Origin of the sequence: Salipiger mangrovisoli (genome assembly GCF_015223355.1) — a bacterium.
Classification (GTDB): domain Bacteria; phylum Pseudomonadota; class Alphaproteobacteria; order Rhodobacterales; family Rhodobacteraceae; genus Salipiger; species Salipiger mangrovisoli.
Genome location: NZ_JADFFK010000002.1, coordinates 126,362 through 142,842, shown reverse-complemented (window position 1 = coordinate 142,842; position 16,481 = coordinate 126,362). Strand labels below are relative to the sequence as shown.

Here is a 16,481-nt window from a genome sequence, read left to right as displayed (position 1 = left end):
CTGCATCAGACAAAGTGCCCGTCGTAGCCGAGCTGATGCGCCGAGTGCCCATGCCCTTCGCCATGCGCTCCAAACCGGGCCTCTTCGTGGTCGGACCCGTCGAGCCGCCAGTCCCAGGCCGCATCGCCATCATAGAGCGCCCCGTGCAGGGCGGCATACTGGCTTTCGACAAACATGACTTCGTGTTGCGCAAGTTCCCCCGCTGCACCCTGCGCGCCGACCCCGGCCAGAACGGGCATGGGCTCCGGCTGCGAGGCAAAGATGAACGCCTCGGGCTCGTCCTCCTCGGCCATCATCTCGGCGAGAAAGGCGCGCCCTTCCTGTGACGGCCCCTGCCCCGAGAGATCAAGCGCTGCGGTTTCGCCAGGCTCGAACGGATCCGGCACCGGCTCGCTCTCCGGCACGTGGCCCGTCTCTTCGAGTCCCATGTCCTCGAGCGGGCCGTCCACCGATAGCTGCATGATCTCCGGCAGACGCTCGGTCCAGCCGATTCGCCAGCTTTCGGCATAGCTTGCGACAGTCGGGGCGGCGACCGCATCCTCCGGCGCGTGCCCGATATCGATCCAATGGCCGATGCTGATCACCGCATTGCGCAGGCCGCGAACGCTGCCATCCGCCTCGCCGCGCAGCAGCGCCAGCTTCGATTTCCGCCCCTGCGACAGCATCGCCTGTTCATGCGCCAGCGCATCCTCGGCATGGAGCGCCGCGAGCTGCGATGCGTCGAGCGCTTCGGAGGCCCCGCTGAAGCCTCCCTCGATGTTCGCGTATCCGAAGACGCCCGTGGCGATGCCCGCGTCCACCAGCGCCAAGTCCTGAGCCGTTTCGGGAGAGTGGACGCCATTGCCCATACCCCAGGCCTGCCAGGAGGACAGGCCACGTTCCTGTATCCGTTCCATGGGTCACCTCATCCGCATCATTGCGTTGCCGCCACATTGGTACGGACGCACGGCAGAAGAGGCGCGATATCATGGCCGCAAAGTGGACATTTCTCGCGTTTTTACATGAAGTTGCGGCTAGTTTTCGGGGCCCTGCGGGATCAGCCCTGTTCGGCCTTGAGCTCCTTGAGGATGGCAGACAGGCCCACCCGCCAGTCCGGGCGCGGCAGGCCGAAGGCGGCCTCGGTCGCGCTGGTGTCCAGCCGCGAGTTTGCCGGGCGCTTGGCTGGCGTCGGGAACTCGGAACTGGGGATGTCCACCACCTCGCAGTCGATGCCCGCCTGGGCGAAGATCTCGCGGGCGAAATCGGCCCAGCTGACGTCCGGCCCGCCGGACAGGTGGTAGGTGCCCGATTTCTCCGGTGCGGCGATCAGCTGTTCCGCGGCGGCAAGGCATAGCTCGGCGATGTCGGCGGCCGGGGTCGGCCCGCCCACCTGGTCGGCGACGATGGTCAGCCGGTCGCGCTCGGCACCGAGCTTGAGCATGGTCTTCACGAAGTTCTTGCCATGCGCCGAAACCACCCAGCTGGTGCGGATGATCGCATGGGTACCACCCGCGGCGCGCACCGCCGCCTCGCCGGCCAGCTTGGAGCGGCCATAGGCACCGAGCGGCCCGGTCGGGGCATCGGGCGTGAAGGGCGTGTCGCCCGAGCCGTCGAAGACGTAATCGGTCGAGATATGGATGAAGGGAATGCCCAGGTCGGCGCAGGCCTGCGCCATGGCACCGGGGGCCTCGCCGTTGACCTGCGCGGCGGTGACCTCGTCGCTCTCGGCCAGATCCACCGCGGTGTAAGCGGCGGCGTTGATCACCACGTCGGGAGCCTCGGCCCGTACCGCCTCGGCACAATCGGCTGGATCGGTCAGATCCGCCTCGTCCCGCCCGAGGGCCACCACCGGGGTGCGGCGCTGCAGCTCGCGCGCCACCTGCCCCGTCCTGCCGAACATCAGTATCCGCATCTTTTATCCATGTTAGTCAGTGTGTCGGGGTCAGTCTCAGAGCATCGCCGGGACGACCTGATCCGGCGGGCGGTGCCCGTCAGCGAAGGTCTTGACGTTGATGATCACCTTTTCGCCCATTTCGATTCGCCCCTCGAGTGTCGCCGAGCCCATATGCGGCAGCATCACCACGTTGGGCATGTTCACCAGCTCGGGGTTGCCCTTGATCTTGTGCTGATAGACGTCGAGCCCGGCACCGCCCAGCTCGCCCGCCTTCAGCATCCGGGTCAGCGCCGCCTCGTCGATCACCTCGCCGCGCGAGGTGTTCAACAGCACCGCCGAGGGTTTCATCAGCCGCAGCCGCCGGGCGTTCAGCAGGTGGAAGGTCGAGGGGGTGTGCGGGCAGTTGACCGACACCACGTCCATCCGCGCCACCATCTGGTCGAGGCTCTCCCAGTAGGTCGCCTCGAGCGACTCCTCGGTCTCTTCGCGCAGGCGGCGGCGGTTGTGGTAGTGGATCTGCATGCCGAAGGCCGAGGCGCGCCGTGCCACCGCCTGACCGATCCGCCCCATCCCGAGGATGCCGAGCCGCTTTCCGCCGAGCCGCGTGCCGAGGAAGGCGGTCGGTGCCCATCCGGCCCAGTTGCCCTCCTGCATGGTGGCAAGCCCCTCCTGCATGCGGCGCATCACCGCCAGCATGAGGCCCATCACCATGTCGGCGGTATCGTCGGTCATGACCCCCGGCGTGTTCGACACCATGATGCCCCGCGCCCGCGCGGTTTCCACGTCGATATGGTCGACACCCGCACCATAGTTGGCGATCAGCTTGAGTCGCGGCCCCGCCTGAGCGATCAGCCCGGCGTCGATCTGGTCGGTCAGCGTCGGCACCAGCACGTCGGCCTCGGCCATCGCCGCGGTCAATTCCGCGCGAGTCATCGCGAGGTCGTCGGTACGCAGCTTGACGTTAAAAAGCTCGCTCAGGCGGGTTTCAACCACCTCCGGCAAACGTCGCGTGACGACAACAGTCAGGCGTTTCTGCGGCATTCCGGTCAGGGCCTCCCTTTCCTTACGCTCTGCGCTTTGGCACACTGTCGCAAGCATGCACGGGGCACAAGAACCCCGGCGTAAAATCTCGAGCAGGACAGACACGATGGTCAGGACTTCTGTGTTGGCGGGGCTGCTTGCCGCCCTGCTCTGCGGCACGGCCGCGCAGGCGGCCGAAGAGCGCGGGCCGGTCACCAACCTGCCGCTGCCGCGGTACGTGTCGCTCAAGACAAGCGAGGGCAACGCCCGGCGCGGCCCGTCGCTCACCCATCGCATCGACTGGGTCTACACGCGGCGCGACATGCCGCTGGAGATCATCGCCGAATACGGACACTGGCGCCGGGTACGCGACAAGGACGGCGCGGGCGGCTGGATCCACTACGCGCTGCTGTCGGGGGTGCGCACCGTGCTGGTCGAGGAGGACATGCTCGAATTGCACCAGCGTCCCGATGCGGGCACCCCGGTCGAGGCCAAACTGGCGGTCGGTGTCATCGCGCATCTCGAGCATTGCGAAAAGGACTGGTGCGAGCTGTCCGCCGGGGGCTACGAGGGCTGGGCACCCAAGGCTGCGGTCTGGGGCGTCGATGCGGATGAGATCCTCGAGTAACCCCGCTCAGGGTTGCCAGCGATAGACCAGGTCGAGCGGTTCCTCGCCCACGAGCTCGAAACCGCAGGTCCGGTAGAAATCATTCGCCGGACTGCCCTTCAGCGCCATGAGGCGGATCGGCATGCGCGCCTCGCGCGCGCCCTGCTGGAGACCGGCGATGATCTTGCGCCCGAGGCCGGTCCCGCGAAACCCCGCCCCCAGGTAGAAGTGATCCAGATAGTGTTCGTGCGGCCGCCTGCGCAGCACGTAGAAGCCGGCCAGCCGGTCATCGCAAAGCAGCAGCGTCGTGTCCTCTGGCGCGAAACCATCAAGAAAGCGCCGGCGCACGCGTATCGGGTCGAACCGCTGGATCGCCTCGAGGCTCGGCCGCATCGCCTCGGCCCGCAACTCGGCAAGTGCCTGCGCATCGGCTGGCGTGGCGAGACGCCGCGTGATCTGCATCGATCTTTCTCCTCTCGAGTCCCGGTGATGTCTTAGCCGGGCACGGGCCGCGGGCAAAGGGGACCCCGCCGCACCGCGACCCCTGCGCAAATGCCGCGGTTGCCGACAATCGCAACATGGCCTAGGTGGATATTGTTATGTTATCACATAACAGAATCAGCCGCTCCGCGCGGCATCTGCGAAAGGCCAAGACCGATGAACACCTCCCTCCCCGCGCTGCTTGCAGCCCTCGCGCTCGGAACCGCGCTTTGCAACGCGCCCGCCGCGCAGGCCGACTCCGGCACCGCACCCGCCCAAGACACCGGCCACGACCACCATGATCATGCCCACACCAGCCCCCACGATCACGGCGACGACGCGATCTACCGCGGCCACTTCGAGGACGCGCAGATCGCCGACCGGCCCCTTTCGGATTGGCAAGGTGACTGGCAATCGGTCTACCCGCTGCTGCAGAACGGCGCCTTGGCACCGGTCATGGCGCACAAGGCGGAACAGGGCGACAAGAGCGCCGAGGCCTATACCGCCGACTACCGCACCGGCTATGCGACCGACGTCGACCGCATTGCCATCGCGGGCAGCACCGTGACCTTCTTCTCCGGCGAAGGGTCCGTTTCGGGAACCTATGCGAGCGACGGCTACGAGGTGCTGACCTATGAAAAGGGCAACCGCGGCGTGCGCTTCGGCTTCGCCAAGACCGCGGGGGACGCGAAGGCACCCGGCTACATCCAGTTCAGCGACCATCGCATCGCTCCGGCAGCATCGGACCACTACCACCTCTACTGGGGTGACGACCGCGCGGCGCTGCTCGAGGAGGTCACAAATTGGCCGACCTATTACCCGTCGGCCCTGAGCGCAGAAGAGATCGTCGAGGAGATGCTCGCCCATTGATCGCTTCGAGCGCGCGCGCCGGCGCGGCCCACCGGGCCGCGCCGGCAAAGGGTCACGCGGCGCGCTGGATCAGCAGCGCAGACTCGCGCGATGTCAGGTTGCGCCGGGCATGGGCACCATAGCCGGCCGGGCGCAGATCAACGCCGGGCAACAACGCCAAGAGCCGCGCGCGGTCGGTTTCGGAAAGGCTCGACAGGGAGGTGTTGGCAGGGTGGAAGCTCTCGGTCTCGACGCCATTGGCAAAGACGATCTCGTGGCGCGGCAGCAGCAGGTGCGCGTAGGTCACCTCGCGCACCCTCAGGTCGCGGCAGATGGTCGAGCCATTGACCAGGTGCTTGGCCGCCACCAGCACCTCGTCGGTGTTGAACAGGGCCCGCGCCATCGCCCCGCGGATAACCATCCGGTGCTCGGGCGAGACAAGAAACTCGTCGTCTGGGCGTTCGATGCCAAGAGCCCCGGCGCGGATTCGCACCGGTCGCAGCTCGGGCAGCACGTGCAACCTTGCGCCACTCATCCGGCGGCTGCCGATCCAATGCACCGGTTGCAGCCCGTCATCCTTGGTCTGCACCAAATCGCCCTCGCGCAGGGTCTCGACGGACTTCGGCCCCCGCGCGGTGAGAATGCGCGTGCCCCAGGCGAAGCAGATCACCCCACCCTCGTCGGGCATCGCGTGATCCCGGCGCAGGCTCGCGGAACATGTCAGGTGGACCACCCAGAGATCCTTGCCGCGTGGCGGGACCGCATCGAGAAACATCAGCAGAGGGTGCGGGCTGTCCGCGACGTCGATCCGGGTCACCGAGTAGCTGCGAAGCCCATCGGTCACGACGAAGCTCGGATCGGAGGCCACCGCAGTCCCGGAGCTCCCCTCTTGAGAGGGCTGCACCGCGCCGCCAAGCGCTTCCCCGACCAACTGGCGCACCTTGAGCGCCGCGCGTCCCCGACGTGCCGCCCCTGCGTCTTCCCGGTCAACCCCAGACGAGTCCGAGGACCCGTCAACCCGTACAATGTCACCAAACCAGGCCCAGGAGGCCCCGACTTGCAAGGATGACGCCGGTGCGGCCTTCAGGCCGTCTATGCGCGTCTGCGACCAGGAGACGACAAACGTGCCTTGCGAGGCCGTTGCCATGTCCCGAAATCCTGCTCTCGTTTTATTCTTGTATGCTGATTTCAAGATACCAAGCGGCAAGGCGGGCTCCTAGTAGCAATGACGCCCTTTAGAGACACGAAGATGACTCATTTTGTGTCAGTTTCGTCTTCCGGCGGAACGCGAGCCTGGCCAGCGCAACTTGCGGCAGCAGCAACGTCAGGCAGCGGGCGCGCAGCGCGCCTCTCACCAGCGCGAGTCGACGCGCAGGCGCATCAGCCCGCGGCCGGCCTTGCAGGGCACAGGGCGGCCCACCCCGCGCCATTGGACAAGCCCGCGATTGCGGGATAACACGCGGACATCTCAAGATCAGGGATCCCCATGTCCGAAACTCCTTCCGACATCGCCCGCCGGGTGCTGGCCACCGAGACCGAGGCGCTGGTGCGCCTCTCGGACGAGCTTCCGGCCGATTTCGACGCCGTGGTCGCGCTGCTGCTGAGCATCCGCGGGCGGGTCATCGTCTCCGGCATGGGCAAGTCCGGCCATGTCGCCGCCAAGATCGCCGCCACGCTGGCCTCCACCGGCACCCCGGCGCAATTCGTCCACCCCGGCGAGGCCAGCCACGGCGATCTCGGCATGATCACCTCGGCCGACGCGGTGATCCTGATCTCCAATTCCGGCGAGACCCGCGAGCTTGCCGACATGATCGGCTATTGCGCGCGCTTCTCGATCCCGATGATCGCCATCACCAAGCGCGCCGAAAGCACGCTGGCCAGCGCTGCCGATCATATCCTGCTGCTGCCCGACGCCCCCGAGGCCTGCGCCATCGGCATGGCGCCGACCACCTCGACGACGCTGTGCATGGCGCTCGGCGACGCGCTGGCGGTGGCGCTGATGAGCAACCGCGGTTTCGGCCGCGACAGCTACGCGCATTTCCATCCCGGCGGCTCGCTCGGTGCGGCGCTGCTGCGGGTCTCGGCGGTGATGCACAAGGGCGACGAGCTGCCCGTGGTCAGCCCCGACACCCCGATGAGCGAGGCGCTGGTGGTCATGTCGCAGAAAGGCTTCGGCGTCGCCGCGGTGGTGACGGACGGCCAGGTTGCAGGCATCATCACCGACGGCGACCTGCGCCGCAACATGGAGGGGCTGCTGGAGCGCCGCGCTGGCGAGGTTGCCACGCCCGGCCCGACGGTCACCCGCCCCGAAACGCTACTGACGGAGGCACTCGGCGTGCTCAACGCGAAGAAACGGACGGTCCTTCTGGTGGTCGACGAGGCCGAGCGCCTCGTCGGGCTGCTGCATATCCACGACGCGCTGCGGGCAGGTGTCGCATGAGCGCGGTCATCTTCATCCCCGCCCGCTACGCCTCGAGCCGCTATCCGGGCAAGCCGCTGGTCGAGCTGACCGGCGCCACCGGCGAGAAGAAGAGCCTGATCCAGCGCGCCTGGGAAGCCGCGCTGACGGTCGAGGGCGTCTCGGCGGTCTACGTGCTGACCGACGACGACCGCATCGCCGAGGCGGCGAAAGGCTTCGGCGCCGAGGTGCTGATGACCTCCTCCGAGGCGCGCAACGGCACCGAGCGCTGCGCCGAGGGCGTGGCGCAGCTGACCGGTGAGCCGGAGATCGTCATCAACCTGCAGGGCGACGCGCCGCTGACCCCGCCGTGGTTCATCGAGGCGCTGATCGCCGCCATGCAGGACCCCAAGGTCGAGATGGCGACCCCGGTGCTCAAGACCGATCCCGAGACGCTGGCCAATTTCGTCACCGACCGCCACGCCGGCCGCGTCGGCGGCACCACCGCGGTGATGCGCGCCGACGGCACCGCGCTCTATTTCTCCAAGGAAGTGCTGCCCTACGTCGGCAACCTCGAAACCCCGCCCGAGGTCTGGCACCACGTCGGTGTCTACGGCTACCGCCCCGAGGCGCTGCGCCGCTACGCCGCCTGGCCCGAGGGGCCGATCGAGCGCGCCGAGGGGCTCGAGCAGCTGCGCTTCCTGGAAAACGGCGGCACCGTCACCTGCGTGCCGGTCGAGGCGCGCGGAAGGGTGTTCTGGGAGCTCAACAACCCCGTCGACGTGGCCCGCATAGAGGCCGTTCTGAAGAAGGAAGGCATCGCATGACCAAGATGAAACCCGTCGCCGTCAAATCCGTCACCTTCGCCAACGACGCGCCGCTGGCGCTGATCGCCGGACCGTGCCAGCTGGAAAGCCTCGAGCACGCACGGATGCTGGCCGAGAAGATCGCCACCGCCGCCGAGGCCGCCCGCACCCCCTGGGTGTTCAAGGGCAGCTTCGACAAGGCCAACCGCTCCTCGCTCTCGGGCAAGCGCGGCATCGGCATGGAGGCGGGGCTGTCGATCCTGTCGCAGATCGGCGCCGAATTCGGCGTGCCGGTGCTCACCGACATCCACACCGCCGAGCAATGCAGCATGGTGGCCGAGGCGGTCGACATCCTGCAGATCCCCGCCTTCCTGTCGCGCCAGACCGACCTGCTGCTCGCCGCGGGCGAAACCGGCGCGGCGATCAACGTCAAGAAGGGCCAGTTCCTCGCGCCCTGGGACATGGCCAACGTGGCCTCCAAGATCGCCAGCACCGGCAACGAGCGGCTGCTGCTCTGCGAGCGCGGCGCGAGCTTCGGCTACAACATGCTGGTCTCGGACATGCGCTCGCTGCCGATCATGGCGGAAACCGGCTACCCGGTGGTCTTCGACGCCACCCACTCGGTGCAGCTGCCGGGCGGACAGGGCACCTCCTCGGGCGGCCAGCGCCAGTTCGTCGGCACGCTCGCCCGCGCCGCCGTCGCCGTAGGCTGCGCCGCGGTCTTCATCGAAACGCATGAGGACCCGGACAACGCCCCCTCCGACGGGCCGAACATGGTGCCGGTGGACCAGCTTGGCGCGCTGCTGACCAAGCTGCGCGCGCTCGACGAGGTGGCCAAGGAGGCCTGAGTTCGAGGGGGCCGCAAGGCCCCTTCTCTTTTAGCGGAAGAGCTGCAGCACAAGCGGCGCCAGCAGACCCGTCAGAACCGCGTTCATCCCCATGCCGATCCCGGCAAAGGCCCCGGCGGTCGGGTTGACCTGCAGCGCCCGCGCGGTGCCCACGCCATGCGCGGCGACCCCGGTGGCAAAGCCCCGCCCGCGCCAGTCGCGCAGCCCCAGCGCGTTCAGCATCGGCGTCACGGCGATCGCCCCGATCATCCCGGTCAGCAGCACCAGCACCGCGGTCATCGACGGATCCCCGCCGAGCTTCTCCGAGATGCCGATCGCCACCGGCGCGGTCGCCGACTTCGGCGCCAGCGAGGCCAGCAGGCCGACGTCGGCCCCCAGCAGCCACGCGAGCCCCAGCGCCGAGACAACTGCCGTCAGCGAGCCCGCCAGCAGCGCCAGCGCCATGGGCAGCGCCGCGCGGCGCACGCGCTTCAGGTTGGCATGCAGCGGCAGCGCCAGCGACACGGTTGCCGGGCCGAGCATGAAGTGGACGAACTGCGCGCCCTCGAAGTAGGTTTCATAAGGCGTACCGGTGGCCAGCAGCAGCGCCCCCAGCACGATCACCGACAGCAGCACCGGGTTGAACCAGGGCTTGCCGCGCGACAGGCGGAAGATGCGGTCGCCGATCCAATAGGCGACCAGCGTGGCGGTGAGCCACAGCAGCGGCCCGCTCTCGAGGTAGGACCAGATCAGCAGCGGGTCGGTCATGCCTCCTCCTCCTCGTCGACATTGCCGGTGAGCCGCGCCACATACTCGAAGGTCACCGCCCCGACGCAGATCGCCAGCAGCGTCGAGCCGACCAGCGACACGCCGATCGCCAGAGCATGCGCCGACAGGTCCGACAGCCGCGCCACCGCCCCCACGCCCACCGGCACGAAGAGCAGCGACAGGTTCTGCAGCAGGAAGCTCGCCACCGGGCGGACCAGCGCCAGCAACCGCTCTGAAAGCGCCATGCCGACGACCAGCGCGACCATCGCCAGAACCGGTCCCGGAAGCGGCAGGGCGAAGATGCGCGAGACCACCTCGCCGCAGAGCTGGAAGAGCAGAAGGACGATGATACCGGAAACGATGGCGGGCATGGGACGAACCTCTTTGCGGTGGCAGCTCCGCTCAACCTGCGTCCGCCGCAGGGACAAGTCGAGAGCCCGCCGCCCGGACCCCCTCGCCCTGACACGCACCGCGCCTTGATCCGACCGCCGTCCCGCCTCGGACAAACGCGCGCGACCGCTTTCTTCTAGGTCCAAATATCCCGGGGGAGTCCGCGCAGCGGACGGGGGCGGAGCCCCCTTCCTCCAGCCCTGGATGCCGAACGAAAAAGGCCACCCCTGGGGGCGGCCCTTTGTTTCATCGGGTCTTCTGGAAGACCGTGGTGCCGGTGAAGGGACTCGAACCCCCGACCCCATCATTACGAATGACGTGCTCTACCAGCTGAGCTACACCGGCACTGGTGGGCGGCCTCTTAGCACCGGGGCCGCCGCAGGAAAAGGCCTATTTTACCTTCTCGTGTTCCGGCATGCCCCGGCGGTCCTCCGCGATGTCCTCAACGGTCTCGGCATCAGGGACATCCGGCCTCGGATCGGGCGAAATCCCGGCGCTTTCCGCGGCTTCCACCTCGGGCTCCGGCTTCGGCGTCAGCACCTCCGGTGCCGCCTCGGCCTCTGCGGCCGCCTCCGCCTCGGCGCTACGGTCCTCGAGCGATCCGATGATCAGCGGCAACATCTCCGCCCCGGCGGGGGCCACGTCCGATTGCGGCGGGCTGCGCCAGCTGAGCGTGTCGAAGCCCTCGCAGTTGGCGCAGACCGGCACCCATTCGGCGTGGATGTGGTTGCACTTGTCGCAGACCCACTGCGGACCGCGCGGCGCCAGGAGCGCCTTGGCCAGCCAGCCGCGCACCACCGGCTCGGCCGCGCCCTCGCCCTTGGCGATGGCCGCCATGACGGTGAGCACACGCGCATCCGGCTCGGTCTCGGCAAGGTTGCCCACGGCGCGGCGCGCCTCGGGGAAATCCTCCGCGGCGAGCGCCAGCTCGGCCTTCAGCAGCTTGGTCTCGCGGTGTTCGGGATTGACCGTGGTAAGCGTGCCGAAGCGCTTCATCCGCTGCGCCGGGGTCTCGTCGGGGGCGATCTCGGCGAAGGCGGCCGCGAGGTCCGGATGCGGCTGCACCGACCAGGCCTTCTTGAGGATCCGCGTCGCCAGCTTCGGCTTGTCCTGCGCGATGTAGGACCGCGCCGCCATCGCCGCGCCGGGGATCAGGTCGGGCGAGCCCTTGGACGCGGCGATCGCCGCCTCGCGGGCCTCGATCGGCTTGTCCTCGTCCATGATGTCCTTGGCTTCCGACAGCGCCAGAACGGCGTCGCGGCGACGGTAGACGTCGCGCGGCAGCGCCCCGTGCTTGAGCTTGGCCGAGAGCGTCCTGCGCGCGCCCTGCCAGTCATGCTTCGAGGCCTGGAGTTGCAGCAGCAGGTCCTGGATTTCCTCGTGCTTGGGCTTGAGGGCAAAGGCGCGTTCGGCCAGTTTCAGCGCGGTGTCCGTGTCGCCCTTGGCCAGCTTCTGCTTCATCATGCCGCGGATGCCGACGAAGCGCGTCTGCTCGTTGGTGATCAGGGCCTTGTAGACCTCTTCGGCCTTGCGGCTATCGCCGGTCATCTCGGCGGCCTGCGCGGTCAGCAGCTGCGTCAGCTCGGGCTTGTGCAGGTAGCGCTCGGCCTTCTGCGCCTTGGCCATGGCCAGCTTGCCCTCGCCCGAGGCCAGCGCCAGAAGCCCCTCGGACATCGCCTGGTAGCCCTTGCGCTCACGGTTGCGGTCGAAATAGCGCGACAGCGCAGTGTCATCGCCGTTGATGAACTTCAGCACCGCGATGAGCAGCGACACCAGCTTGAAGACCACCCACAGCACGAAGACCAGCACGATGGCGGCAATCACCGATTGCAGCGGCCCGAGGGTGAATTCCATTCCGCCGGCGGTGACCTGGATGCCGCCCTGGCTTTCCATCAGGTAGCCTGCGCCCAGGGTCAGCCCCGCGACGGCAGCGACGAAGAGAACGATTTTCAGAAGTGACCAAAGCATGAAAACGATCCCTTACCCTCAGTTCTGGTTCAGTGTCTGTGCAACGGCATCCGCGCCGTCGAGCGCCGCCTTGCGCGCCTCGGCGCGGGCCGTCCAGCCCGACAGCTCGGCCTGCGCCGGCTCGGGCAGGGCCGCAAGCTCGCTCAATACGGTGCCAAGATCGCCCGCGCGCAGCGCCGCCTCGGCGCGCGACAGCACCGCGTCCGGGTCGTCCCCCTCGCGCGGCTCGACAGAGCGCGCGCCGAGCTGGTTGGCTAAGAAGGTGGTCACCCGGCTGGCGGTGTCCTCGTTGGTCGCCTCGGCCCGGCGCGCCGCCGAAAGCGCGTCGCGCGCCACCGGCGGGAACTCGGAGACAAGGGCGGCCTGCGTCGGCGCGCCTTCCGGGGCGGATGCCGCCAATCCTTCGGGCACCGTGACGCCGTTGGACTGCAACACCTGGAGCGGCTCGGCATAGGCTGCACCGTCGCGGAGCGCGGTGTTGATCTCGGAGAGCGCCGTGCGCGACTTGGCCAGCATCGCCTGGTCCGAGGCGGTCTGCTTGGCGGCCAGCGCCTCCTGCGTCATCTGCTCGACCTCGGCGCGCTGCGTCTCGATCGCGCTGCGCACATCGGCCAGCGCCTTTTCATACGCGGCCATGGCCTCGGGCGAGACCGAGTCGGACAGCCATTGGGTCTGCATCTCTTCGATGCGGGTCTGAAGCTGCGTCACCTGCTCGCCCAGCGAGGCCGCCGAACCCTCGGCCGCCTGCATCCGCTGGCCAAGATCGGCCGTGGCGCTTTCAAGACCGGAAAGGTCGATGCCGCCGACCTGCGCGGCGGTCTGCTCGACGGTGCCGCTCAGCGCGGCGATCCGCTCGGACTGCTGCGACAGCGAAGCGGCGGTCTGCGCCTCGAAGGCCGCACCGCCATCGCCGAAGGGGAAGTTGCCGGACTGGTAGCTCGACGCCCCCCAGCCGAGCGCGGCGGCGAGAACGCCGCCAAGTGCCATGGGCACGAAGCCCCCCTTGCGCTCGACCACCGTCTCGCGGACCACCTCGCGTGGCGGCACTGCGGCCGCGGCGGGCGACGGCGTTTCGGGCTCCAGCGTCTCAAAGTCGGGCGAAATGCTATCGTCGCCAGCGGCAATCAGCGTGTCCGCCTGCTTGCCGATATCGGTCTCGCTGTCGAGGTCCATGGGTTCGCCCGCCGTGTGGATCGATTCCATCGAGCTGGCCGGTTCCTGGGCCGGGTCGTCTTCCGCGACCGTATCGTCGGCCTCACCGGTCGCGAGCGAATCGTCGGCGTCGAAGACCCCTTCCGCCGCAGGCGCTTCGCCGGGTTTGGCGCCGCTCTCGTCCGCAAGGCTCTCTTCCGGCGCCGTGTCTTCGGCTTCGAGGCTCTCGGCTCCAGAGGCGTTCTTCACCTCCTCCGCGAGGTTCTCCTCTGCACCGGCAGCAGGCGTTTCGGAGGTTTCTCGCACCGGGGCATCCTCCTCGGGGGCGATGCTTTCGGGGGGCTGTCCCTGGTCCGACTCCGGCTGCTTCTTGGCGTCGTCTAAAGGCTTCTTCTTGTCGGCCACGCGGTCCACCCTTTCAATCTGTCGCTTGCGGATCCTCTCCGGACCTCGCGTCACTTTCATAACTTTTCACGGACCCGCCGGGGTCCACAAGCGACCGCGCGCATTCCAGGAGCTTTTCCACTGCCTTACGCATGAGCTCGGCGTCGGGTCGCAAAACAATCTCTGAGTCGAGAACATAGAGGCCGGAGAGGGCTGCTTCCACCTCCCCGCTCATATATGCGGCGAAAAGCGGCGCGGTAGCGTTAACGTCCCTTGCCGCCGCCGCGAAAAGCCGGGCGCTGCGCGGTGAAAAAAGCGGCACGATGACCGGGACTGAGCCGCGCAGGGCCGCTATGGCCTGATCCGTCATGGGACGAGTCGGCTGGTCGTAGATCACCGCCTCGGCGCAGGGCTGACCCGCGGCAGTGAGTCGCGCCGCCAGATCGCCGCGCGCGTGAGTTCCGCGCAAGTGCACAAGCCGCCCCTCCGGCCGCTCGGCCAGGATCAGCGCCAGCAGCGACTCCGCGTCGCCCTCGGCCACGCGCGGGCTGAACCCGACCCCGCGCGCCGCGCGCGCCGTCGCCTCGCCCACGGCATAGCAGAGCGGCAGCACCGCGCCGCCCAGCTCGGCAAAGGCCTGCACACCGCTGGCGGACGTGAAGATCAGCCCGGTCGTCCCCGCCATCTCGGGCAGCGGGCCGGTGGTCTCGACCTCGATCAGCGGGCTGACCAGCGGCACGATCCCCGTCACGCCCGCGGCACGAATCCCTTCCAGAAAGCGCTGCGAGGCCGCGCGCGGGCGGGTGAGCAGCAGGAAGGGCTGGGAATCTGGCATCCTTGCTCCGGGATTGCGGGGGCCGGGATTGTGAGGGCCTTGCTGTGGTGGTAGCTGCAAGGACAAAGGGATGCAACGGACGTGCCGATGCCTGAACTGACGATCCTCGGACTGGAAAGCAGCTGTGACGACACCGCCGCCGCCGTGCTGCGCGGGCAGGAGATCCTGTCTTCGGTGGTGCTCGGCCAGAACGAGCTGCACGCGGCCTTTGGCGGCGTGGTGCCCGAGATTGCCGCCCGCGCCCATGCCGAGAAGCTCGACCTCGCCATCGAACAGGCGCTGGTGCAGGCGGGGGTTCCAGTGACCGAGCTTGACGCCATCGCGGTGACCGCCGGCCCCGGCCTCATCGGCGGCGTGCTCTCGGGCGTGATGATGGCCAAGGGCATCGCCGCGGCCACAGGCAAGCCGCTGATCGGGGTGAACCACCTTGCCGGCCACGCGCTGACGCCGCGGCTGACCGACGGGCTGGCCTTCCCCTACCTGATGCTGCTGGTCTCGGGCGGGCACTGCCAGTTCCTGATCGTGCGCGGCCCGCAGGACTTCAAGCGCCTCGGCGGCACCATCGACGACGCCCCCGGCGAGGCCTTCGACAAGACCGCCCGCCTGCTCGGCCTGCCGCAGCCCGGCGGCCCCTCGGTCGAGGAAGCCGCGACGTCCGGCGACGAGAAACGCTTCCGCTTCCCGCGCCCGCTGCTCGACCGCGAGGGCTGCGACCTGTCCTTCTCAGGTCTGAAGACCGCGCTGCTGCGGATGCGTGACAAGCTGATCGAGGAACAGGGCGGGCTGCACCGGCAGGACGTGGCCGATCTCTGCGCCGGGTTCCAGGCCGCGGTGCGCGACGTTCTGGCCGAGAAGACCCGCCGTGCCTTGCGGGTCTATCTCGAGGAAAACCCCGGAGAACCGGCGCTGGCCGTGGCCGGGGGCGTCGCCGCCAACACAGCCCTGCGCGGCGCGCTCGAGGCGCTCTGCGAAGAGCACGGCGTGACCTTCACCGCGCCACCACTGCGGCTCTGCACCGACAACGCCGCGATGATCGCCTATGCGGGCGGTGAGTTGCTGGCGGCGGGCGAAGTCTCGGACATGACCCTCGCCGCCCGCCCGCGCTGGCCGCTCGACACCGCCGCTGCGCCGCTGCTCGGCTCAGGCAAGAAGGGAGCCAAGGCATGATCGGCGTTCTGGGCGCGGGCGCCTTCGGCACGGCGCTGGCCGTTGCGCTGGCCCGCGATGGCCGGCAGGTCATGCTCTGGGGCCGCAACGAAGGCACCATGGCCGAGATGGCGCGGAGCCGCGAGACCGCCCGCCTGCCCGGCGTGACCCTGCCCGAAGGCATCGAGATCACCGCCGACCTCGCGCGGGCCGCCAGCGCCGAGACGCTGCTGCTGGCGGTGCCGATGCAGACGCTTTCCGCCGTCCTGGGGTCGATCGAGAGCCCGCTCGAGGGCCGCAAGCTGGTCGCCTGCTGCAAGGGCATCGACCTGGCCACCGGCGAGGGGCCGAGCCATGTCATCGCCCATGCCAAGCCCGGCACCCTGCCCGCGATCCTCACCGGACCAAGCTTTGCCGCCGATATCGCCCGCGGCCTGCCCACCGCACTGACGCTGGCCTGCGAGGATGCCGAGGCGGGGCTGGTGCTGCAGCACGTGCTTTCGACAAAGACGCTTCGGCTCTATCGCAGCACCGATGTCACCGGCGCCGAGGTCGGCGGCGCGCTGAAGAACGTCATGGCCATCGCCTGCGGCGCCTGTATCGGCGCCGGGTTTGGCGACAGCGCGCGCGCCGCGCTGATGACCCGCGGCTTTGCCGAGATGACCCGCCTCGCCGTGCATCTCGGCGCGAAACCAGAGACTGTTACGGGGCTTTCGGGCCTTGGCGATCTGGCGCTCACCTGCACCTCGGAGCTGTCGCGCAACTATCGCTACGGGCTGGCCCTCGGCCGCGCCGAAGGCTTCGACCCGTCGGTCACCGTCGAGGGCGCCGCCACCGCCCGCGCCGTCGCCGCGCTGGCAGAGCGCGAGGCGCTGGCGATGCCCGTCTCGGGCGTTGTCGCCGCGCTGACCGAAGGCAAAGTGACCATTTCCGAAGCTCTCGATGAGCTTCTTTCCAGACCCCTGAAGGAGGAATGAC

17 protein-coding genes and 1 tRNA gene are annotated in these 16,481 nt (G+C 68.6%); 7 read left to right on the top strand and 11 right to left on the bottom strand.

All coding sequences use genetic code 11. From position 1 onward, the window contains the following. Nucleotides 1–5: 5 nt before the first annotated feature. The 3 genes from IQ782_RS04125 to IQ782_RS04115 form a co-directional block, all read right to left on the bottom strand. Nucleotides 6–896, bottom strand: coding sequence for a hypothetical protein (locus tag IQ782_RS04125; protein WP_194133350.1), 891 nt, complete (start codon nucleotides 894–896; stop codon nucleotides 6–8). A 140-nt stretch (nucleotides 897–1,036) separates the two neighbouring features. Beyond that, nucleotides 1,037–1,891 carry a dTDP-4-dehydrorhamnose reductase gene (rfbD, locus tag IQ782_RS04120; protein WP_194133349.1) on the bottom strand — a complete coding sequence of 285 codons (855 nt, stop codon included), beginning with the start codon at nucleotides 1,889–1,891 and terminating at the stop codon, nucleotides 1,037–1,039. A 36-nt stretch (nucleotides 1,892–1,927) separates the two neighbouring features. After that, the gene (locus IQ782_RS04115) at nucleotides 1,928–2,914 is read right to left on the bottom strand and encodes a 2-hydroxyacid dehydrogenase (protein WP_194133348.1); all 987 of its coding nucleotides are present in this window, start codon (nucleotides 2,912–2,914) and stop codon (nucleotides 1,928–1,930) included. 106 nt (nucleotides 2,915–3,020) lie between these two features. Between IQ782_RS04115 and IQ782_RS04110 the strand changes: the two genes are divergently transcribed. Next, nucleotides 3,021–3,521: an SH3 domain-containing protein gene (locus IQ782_RS04110; RefSeq protein ID WP_194133347.1), complete on the top strand. Its 501-nt coding sequence runs from the start codon at nucleotides 3,021–3,023 to the stop codon at nucleotides 3,519–3,521. Between the two features lie 6 nt (nucleotides 3,522–3,527). On the opposite strand, the gene IQ782_RS04105 is transcribed toward IQ782_RS04110, so the two are convergent. Further along, nucleotides 3,528–3,962: a GNAT family N-acetyltransferase gene (locus tag IQ782_RS04105; RefSeq protein WP_240989083.1), complete on the bottom strand. Its 435-nt coding sequence runs from the start codon at nucleotides 3,960–3,962 to the stop codon at nucleotides 3,528–3,530. A gap of 195 nt (nucleotides 3,963–4,157) precedes the next feature. Between IQ782_RS04105 and IQ782_RS04100 the strand changes: the two genes are divergently transcribed. Beyond that, a complete protein-coding gene (locus IQ782_RS04100; protein ID WP_194133346.1) occupies nucleotides 4,158–4,850 on the top strand; it encodes a ZinT family metal-binding protein in 693 nt (230 codons plus the stop codon). A 52-nt stretch (nucleotides 4,851–4,902) separates the two neighbouring features. Here IQ782_RS04100 and IQ782_RS04095 read toward each other — a convergent pair whose 3' ends face one another. Further along, nucleotides 4,903–5,697: a Hint domain-containing protein gene (locus IQ782_RS04095; protein WP_338092545.1), complete on the bottom strand. Its 795-nt coding sequence runs from the start codon at nucleotides 5,695–5,697 to the stop codon at nucleotides 4,903–4,905. A 618-nt stretch (nucleotides 5,698–6,315) separates the two neighbouring features. On the opposite strand from IQ782_RS04095, the gene IQ782_RS04090 reads away from it, so the two are divergent. From IQ782_RS04090 to kdsA, 3 genes are read left to right on the top strand one after another with little or no spacing between them, the layout of a single operon-like run. Beyond that, nucleotides 6,316–7,269, top strand: coding sequence for a KpsF/GutQ family sugar-phosphate isomerase (locus IQ782_RS04090; RefSeq protein WP_194133344.1), 954 nt, complete (start codon nucleotides 6,316–6,318; stop codon nucleotides 7,267–7,269). Continuing rightward, complete coding sequence (locus IQ782_RS04085; RefSeq protein ID WP_194133343.1) at nucleotides 7,266–8,054, top strand: 3-deoxy-manno-octulosonate cytidylyltransferase; 789 nt, start codon at nucleotides 7,266–7,268, stop codon at nucleotides 8,052–8,054. The genes IQ782_RS04090 and IQ782_RS04085 overlap by 4 nt, the downstream gene beginning before the upstream one ends. Before the next feature lie 5 nt (nucleotides 8,055–8,059). Continuing rightward, nucleotides 8,060–8,881 carry a 3-deoxy-8-phosphooctulonate synthase gene (kdsA, locus tag IQ782_RS04080; RefSeq protein ID WP_194133526.1) on the top strand — a complete coding sequence of 274 codons (822 nt, stop codon included), beginning with the start codon at nucleotides 8,060–8,062 and terminating at the stop codon, nucleotides 8,879–8,881. A 30-nt stretch (nucleotides 8,882–8,911) separates the two neighbouring features. Here kdsA and IQ782_RS04075 read toward each other — a convergent pair whose 3' ends face one another. The 6 genes from IQ782_RS04075 to IQ782_RS04050 all read right to left on the bottom strand — a co-directional run bounded on the left by IQ782_RS04075 (nucleotide 8,912) and on the right by IQ782_RS04050 (nucleotide 14,357). Then, the gene (locus IQ782_RS04075; RefSeq protein ID WP_194133342.1) at nucleotides 8,912–9,628 is read right to left on the bottom strand and encodes an LrgB family protein; all 717 of its coding nucleotides are present in this window, start codon (nucleotides 9,626–9,628) and stop codon (nucleotides 8,912–8,914) included. Continuing rightward, nucleotides 9,625–9,999: a CidA/LrgA family protein gene (locus IQ782_RS04070; protein ID WP_240989082.1), complete on the bottom strand. Its 375-nt coding sequence runs from the start codon at nucleotides 9,997–9,999 to the stop codon at nucleotides 9,625–9,627. Before IQ782_RS04070 ends, IQ782_RS04075 begins: the two co-directional genes overlap by 4 nt. A 288-nt stretch (nucleotides 10,000–10,287) precedes the next feature. Next, nucleotides 10,288–10,363: transfer RNA gene (locus IQ782_RS04065), tRNA-Thr, on the bottom strand. 45 nt (nucleotides 10,364–10,408) lie between these two features. Continuing rightward, nucleotides 10,409–11,986 carry a heme biosynthesis protein HemY gene (locus IQ782_RS04060; RefSeq protein ID WP_194133341.1) on the bottom strand — a complete coding sequence of 526 codons (1,578 nt, stop codon included), beginning with the start codon at nucleotides 11,984–11,986 and terminating at the stop codon, nucleotides 10,409–10,411. An 18-nt stretch (nucleotides 11,987–12,004) separates the two neighbouring features. Then, a complete protein-coding gene (locus IQ782_RS04055) occupies nucleotides 12,005–13,543 on the bottom strand; it encodes a hypothetical protein (protein WP_194133340.1) in 1,539 nt (512 codons plus the stop codon). 13 nt (nucleotides 13,544–13,556) lie between these two features. After that, nucleotides 13,557–14,357, bottom strand: a complete 801-nt coding sequence (locus tag IQ782_RS04050) for a uroporphyrinogen-III synthase (RefSeq protein WP_194133339.1) — start codon at nucleotides 14,355–14,357, stop codon at nucleotides 13,557–13,559. An 87-nt stretch (nucleotides 14,358–14,444) separates the two neighbouring features. On the opposite strand from IQ782_RS04050, the gene tsaD reads away from it, so the two are divergent. Together tsaD and IQ782_RS04040 are read left to right on the top strand one after the other, a co-directional pair. After that, nucleotides 14,445–15,524, top strand: a complete 1,080-nt coding sequence (tsaD, locus tag IQ782_RS04045) for a tRNA (adenosine(37)-N6)-threonylcarbamoyltransferase complex transferase subunit TsaD (RefSeq protein ID WP_194133338.1) — start codon at nucleotides 14,445–14,447, stop codon at nucleotides 15,522–15,524. Next, nucleotides 15,521–16,480 carry an NAD(P)H-dependent glycerol-3-phosphate dehydrogenase gene (locus IQ782_RS04040; protein ID WP_194133337.1) on the top strand — a complete coding sequence of 320 codons (960 nt, stop codon included), beginning with the start codon at nucleotides 15,521–15,523 and terminating at the stop codon, nucleotides 16,478–16,480. The genes tsaD and IQ782_RS04040 overlap by 4 nt, the downstream gene beginning before the upstream one ends. Nucleotide 16,481 lies beyond the last annotated feature (1 nt).